The sequence below is a fragment of the Clostridium algidicarnis DSM 15099 genome (assembly GCF_002934235.1).
GTDB lineage: Bacteria > Bacillota > Clostridia > Clostridiales > Clostridiaceae > Clostridium_L > Clostridium_L algidicarnis.
Genome location: NZ_PTIS01000025.1, coordinates 23618 through 30298 on the forward strand (window position 1 = coordinate 23618; position 6681 = coordinate 30298).

The 6681-nt window shown below is 28.0% G+C and carries 3 protein-coding genes and 1 tRNA gene; all 4 read left to right on the forward strand.

Annotation, left to right across the window (positions count from 1 at the left end; all coding sequences use genetic code 11):
• The first annotated feature begins 6 nt into the window (after window positions 1-6).
• Window positions 7-3582 (forward strand): SbcC/MukB-like Walker B domain-containing protein, encoded by a 3576-nt coding sequence (locus BD821_RS12625; protein WP_169994213.1) that lies wholly within the window; start codon window positions 7-9, stop codon window positions 3580-3582.
• 196 nt (window positions 3583-3778) lie between these two features.
• Entirely contained in the window at window positions 3779-5125 is a 1347-nt protein-coding gene (locus tag BD821_RS12630; RefSeq protein WP_104410783.1) for an alanine/glycine:cation symporter family protein, read from the forward strand.
• 156 nt (window positions 5126-5281) lie between these two features.
• Window positions 5282-5358, forward strand: a tRNA-Arg gene (locus BD821_RS12635).
• Between the two features lie 293 nt (window positions 5359-5651).
• Window positions 5652-6681: hypothetical protein (locus BD821_RS12640; protein WP_104410784.1), on the forward strand; the 1030-nt coding region annotated here is incomplete at its 3' end.

Below are 6681 nucleotides of genomic sequence, written 5' to 3' on the forward strand. Positions count from 1 at the left end.
GGTTATATGAAGCCTAGAAAACTCATAATAAAAGGGTTAAATAGTTTTGTAGAAGAACAAACAATTGATTTTGAAATATTAACAGCTAAAGGTTTATTTGGTATATTTGGACCTACAGGAAGTGGAAAATCTACTATATTGGATGCAATAACCCTAGCACTTTACGGTGATATATCAAGAGATTCAAAAGAATATATAAATAGTTTTTGTAATGGTGTAAGTGTTAGCTATGAGTTTGAAATTGGATCCGCTGGTTACAGAAAGATATATATAGCAGATAGAGTAGTAAATAAAGATAAAAATGGACTTTATAAATTAAAAACTTGTAGACTTTTAGAGAAAAATGGTGAAGGCTTAATACCAATTGCAGAAGGCGCAAGAGAGGTTAAAGCCAAGGTTGAAGAGATAATAGGTCTTAAATCAGAAGATTTCACAAGGTCTGTGGTACTTCCACAAGGACGGTTTAGTGATTTTTTAAAGTTATCTGGGGTAGACAGAAGGAATATGTTAGAGAGGATTTTTAATCTTAAAAAATATGGAATAGTATTGTCAGACAAGATTAAGAAAGAGAGAAAAATAAGAAATGAAGAATTAAGTGTACTAAACACTCGAATTGATTCTATAAATGTAAGAGGTGTATCTAAAGAAAATTACAAGTTAATAGAAGATGAAATAAACCTACTAAAAGCAAAGGAAGTTTCAATCAGAAATGAAAAGGAAAATATAGATAAGGAATATGAACACTATAATAATTTGTGGTCGCTAAAAAGTGAGCTTTTAAATTATGAAGATAAGCAAAAAGAATTATTAAAAGAAAAGTGTGTTATGGATGAAAAGTCCTGTAAGGTTGCTAAAGGTAGAAGAGCTAATTTGGTTAAGCCATTTATAGATGATTATATAGAAACAGAGGAATCATTACTAAACTTAAAAAAACAATATACATCTACAGAGTTAAGTTTAAAGGATTTAGAAAAAGACATAGAAAAATCTAAAAAGTCCTATGAAGAGGCACTTATATTAAAAGATAAAGAACTTCCAATACTTATAGAAAAAGAAACACAGGTTAAAAGGGCATTAGATCTAGAAAAGGTCATAGAAGATTTAAAAAGAGATAGAGATGAATTAAGATATAACTTTATTATTATACGAGATAAGTTAAACAAGTTAAATCTTCTAGAAGAAAAAACTAAAATAATAATTAGTGAAAGCAGTGCATCAATAAAGGATTTAGAAAATAAAATTGAGGACTGTAGGGTGGATCCAGAAATAAGGGCAAAGGTATTAAAAGGATCTATTATATATATGGAAAGGGTAAAAAAGGGAGAAGAAAAAGATAAGTTACAAAATAGATATAACAAAATTTATAAAGACCTAGCGAAATGTAAAGAAGAGAAGGTTTTATTAGAGGATATCATTATAAATATAGAAAAAGACATAAATGAAATAGAGCAAAAGTTAAAAGCTATAGAAAATAATTTTAGTAAAGATAAAGATAACAGCGTGGATCTTGAAAAAAAGGATACTTATCTTAGTATGGCAGTGACTCAGTATGAGGAAATAATAACTTCCACCAATAAAATTGAAGGTGATATTGAATCAATTAAGATAAGGAATGTACAAATAAGTTATAAAAAGGTGGACTTAGAAAATCAAAAGGAATTATTAAAGGTTAAATTAAATAAGGTTACTAAAGAAATTGAAAGTTTAAATAAAGAAAATTTAGCATATAGCATACTAGAAGATTTAAAGGAAGGTGACAGTTGTCCTGTATGTGGATCAACCCATCATATTAAGTACGCAGAAAGTAAGGATGAAAGTTTAATACTAGAAAGTAATAATTTAAAAGAAGGATATGAAGGTGAATTATTAAAGGTAGAAAATGATTTAAAAGATATAGAAAGTAATATAATTAAAAATCAGACACTTGAAGAGACTTATTTAGGTGAACTTAAAAAGTTGAAGTTTAGATTAGAATCTTTAAATTTAAATGATTTTATTGATTTAGAGGGAAAGGTACCATCATCAGAAGAGATTTATGAGTATTATGAAGATTTTAAAAAAGAGCATGAAAAGATTAAAGAATCTAGAGAGCTTCATGAAAAGGAAAAAGAAGGTTTAGAAGATGAATTAAAAGAAAAGAAAGATATTTTATCAATAAAGAAACTTAATTATGAAAAGATAAAATCAGAGCTAAATTCTGAAGAAAAGAGTTTAAGTAATATCAAAGAAGATATTGATGAAATTTTAGAAAATATAAAATCCTCAGATAGTATATTAAAAGATATAACAGAAGAAATTAACATAGAGGATTTCATGTTAGAAAGCAAAAGTATAACAGAAAAGGATAAGTTATTATCTAGATTTCAAAATGAAAATAAAGAGTTAAAGCAAAGATTGGATAAATATCAAAAGGAAAATGAGCAATATAAAAGGGATATAAACTCATTAAATATTGAAAAGGCTAAAATAGAAGAGGCAGGTAAAGAAAAGAAATCAATATTAGATAAATACGTTTCTGAAAGAGAAATACTTACAGATGGAAAGGATGCTAAAAGTTATATAAAAGAGATTATAGATAAAAAACAATTTATAATTACTGAGGAAGCTGATTTAAAAAGATTATTAGAAGAGTTAAATGTTAAGAAGATAAGCCTTAATGATAATTACATATCATTAAAGCAGAACATGATAAATCTCAAAGACAAAATGATAAAATGCCAAGATAACTTATTAAATGCATTAAAAGAAAACCAATTTGAATCAAAAGAAGAAGTAATAACATTTGTTTTAGATGAAACAAAAATTATTGCATTAGAAAATGAAATTGAAAATCACGAAAGATTGTTAAATGATGTACAATCAAATATCAAAAATATAAATTTAAAATTAAATGGAGAAGATATAAATAAAGAGTTTTTTGAAGAAGTTAAGTGTAAAAGAAGCTATTTAAGTGACAGATTAGAAGAATTAATAAAGTCTATAGCGTCAAAGGATCAAGTCCTAAAAGATATGAAAAGAGATTTAAAGGAACTTAAAAGGATACAAGAGGATCAGAAAGGTATGGCATATTTATGTAGTAACTTAGATGAACTTACAAAGCTTATAGAAGGGAATAAATTTGTTGAATACGTAGCACAAAGTCAGCTTAAATATATATGTATAGAAGCATCTAAAAGGCTTAAAGATATCACAAGGGGAAGATATGCTCTAGAGCTTGATGAGAATGGAGGATTCATAATGAGGGATGATTTTAATGGAGGTTATAGGAGATCTGCGAGTACACTATCTGGTGGAGAAACCTTTTTAACATCACTTGCTTTAGCTTTATCATTATCTTCGCAAATTCAGCTTAAAGGAAGTGCTCCTTTAGAATTCTTTTTCCTTGATGAAGGGTTTGGTAGCTTAGATAATTCATTAATAGATACAGTAATAAGTTCACTTGAGTCACTAAGGTCAGATAAATTATCCATAGGGCTTATAAGTCATGTAGAAGATCTTAAAAATAGAGTGCCTATAAAATTAATTGTAGATAATTATTCTGGTGGTAAAATGGGAAGCTTTGTTAAGATTGAATTAACATAAATAAATATTCATATATTCCCCCATAAATGCATAAATATCAATATGGTTTAGAATATTACATTAAGTCTGTCTATTAAGACTATTAAAAAAATGAATTGGTATGTTATTCTTATTAAACGTATAATTAGGGTATAAGATATGCATATTTTTAACAATCAAAGCATTTATTTATAAGTTATATAAAGGGGGAGTAATTATGGATTTATTATCTATAGTTAAAAGTATTAATGACGTTCTTTGGGGATATGTACTAATTTTCTTACTTTGTGGTACAGGAATATTTTTTACAATTAAACTTAAGTTTGTACAAGTTAGAAAGTTTAAAGAAGGTTGGAAAAGAGTATTTGGGGGATTAAATTTAAAAGGTGAAAGAGCAGGTAAAGATGGTATGTCATCTTTCCAAGCTTTAAGTACAGCTATAGCAGCTCAAGTTGGAACAGGAAACCTTGCAGGAGCAGCAACAGCTATAGTATCTGGTGGACCTGGAGCTATATTTTGGATGTGGGTAAGTGCTTTCTTTGGAATGGCAACTATATTTGCAGAAGCAACATTAGCTCAATTATACAAACAAAGAGTTGATGGAGAGATTACAGGAGGACCTGCATATTATATAAGTAAAGGTTTAAATAGTAAATTTTTAGCTGGATTCTTCTCAGTGGCTATAATATTTGCATTAGGATTTATGGGAAACATGGTTCAATCAAATTCTATAGGGGTAGCTTTTAATACTGCATTTGGATTAAATCCAGTTATAGTAGGTGTAGTAATTGCAGTAATTGCTGGATTTATATTTATAGGTGGAGTAGGCAGAATAGCATCTGTTACTGAAAAGGTTGTACCTTTAATGGCAGCATTTTACTTACTAGGTGGACTTATAATATTAGTTTTAAATTATGCTAACGTATTACCAGCATTTAAAATGATATTTGTTGGGGCATTTAAACCTGAAGCAGTTTTAGGTGGAGCTATAGGAGTTAGTGTTAAGCAAGCTGTTAGATACGGTGTTGCAAGAGGATTATTTTCTAATGAAGCTGGTATGGGATCCACACCTCATGCTCATGCTGTAGCAAAGGTTAATCATCCTGGAGAACAAGGTACAGTAGCTATAGTTAGTGTATTTTTAGATACATTCATAGTTCTTACTATGACAGCTTTAGTTATATTATCAACAGGTGCTCTAGATACAGGAGCTACAGGAATTGAACTTACACAAAATGCATTTTCCATGGGATTTAAGAGTTTAGGTAACTTTGGAAATGTGTTTATTGCTTTATGTTTATTATTCTTTGCATTTTCCACTATAATAGGTTGGTACTTCTTTGCAGAAGCAAACGTAAAGTATCTTTTTGGAAGTAAACATTTAAATATATTTAGAGTTTTAGTTCTAATATGCATAGTAGCTGGGTCTGCTTTAAAAGTTGATTTAGTTTGGGAACTTGCAGATACATTCAATGGACTTATGGTTATACCTAATCTTATAGCACTTATATTCTTGTCATCTAAGGTTAGTACTAGTTTAAAAGATTATGAGTCACTAAAATAATAATTTAAATTCAAAGGTAGCTACCGCATTTGGTAGCTACCTTTTTAAACGCATTAGAGATTTCATATTGCATGTATAAAAGGCAAAATATATTGATTTGTACATAGTTTTATGGTAATATAGTTTTGTTAGTTATATATAATAAATTTAAAATATGCGATAGTACCTCAACTGGATAGAGGACTCGGCTACGAACCGAGCTGCTGCGGGTTCAAGTCCTGCCTGTCGCACCAAGATAAAAAAACATGTGTAGGGATATGAACCTACACATGTTTTTTTTGCTTTATTAGGCCATTTCTAAAACAAGTCAAACATAACTTAATCAGAAAGAAACTTAAACAGAAAATATAATAGAGGTAATTGTTTACATGTAAATGGTAATATGTTACAACATACATTAAAAGAAAAACAACTGATGGATTATATGGATATTCAATGACTGAATAAAGTAATACTTATAAAGAATAAATTAACAAGGTAAGAAGTTAATATTAAGTTAACTTCTTACCTTATATAGGAGGAATTTATGAGAAAGATTAAAGCACTAATAAGATATAACTTTTTAAATTTGCACAGAATTTTCATCATAATTATTATGATGATATTATTCCTATTTGGCATCCAGCAACAGTTATGGGCTTCAAGGATATCTGGTGCATTTCACCTAAATCTTATTACATTTTTAAAGACCTCTTGGCTACCAATCAATTTAATATACATACCAATCTTGATAATAAATGAAATAATAAGTAGTAGCGATCAGGAGATATTTCATGTGCTTAATATTTCTAAAAAGGAAAGATTTTTAGGTAAGTTTTTCACAAGTGCAGTTATAAATTTAGCTATAATAATAGTTAATGTTCTAATATTAGTTGGAGTTGCAATTATAGCAAAAGCACCCCTTAAATATTCCTTGTATCTAATTTCTATGTTTTTATTAAATATATTTACTGGGCTTTTTTGTTGTAGTGCCATTGGCCTATTAATTGGTGAAACAATGTCAAAATTCAGATATAGAATTCTTTCTTATGTACTAATAATCTTATTTTTTCTAGGTACAAATAATTTCTTTAAAGAACCTAATATACTTACGCCAATTATGAAATTCGATCCATTATCAAGCACTTTTGAGTTGTTTTCTTTAGATAAACTAACGCTTTATCATTTTATGCTTTGGAATTTAATAGGCTTACTGGCAATGTATTTAATATATAACATTAAAGATTTACAATTTTTGAAGTTTAGAAATAAAATAATATTATGCTTTTTAATAGTTGCTATTTTTTCTTGCCTTTTTGTAGGTTCAAAGTATAATCCCGACAGGTATTTTATTCTAAAAGACAATATTAATGAAAACTACGAGAAAGAGTCTAATCTTAGTGAAGGATTTACAATTGAAAGTTATAATATGAAGTTGAAGTTAAAAGATAGAATTTTTAATGATTGTAATATGGACATTATAATTAATAATAAAAACTTAAATAAATTAAATTTAAGCTTATATCATAGTTTGAAGGTATCAAGTATAAATGTAAATGAAAAAGAGGTTGAATTCT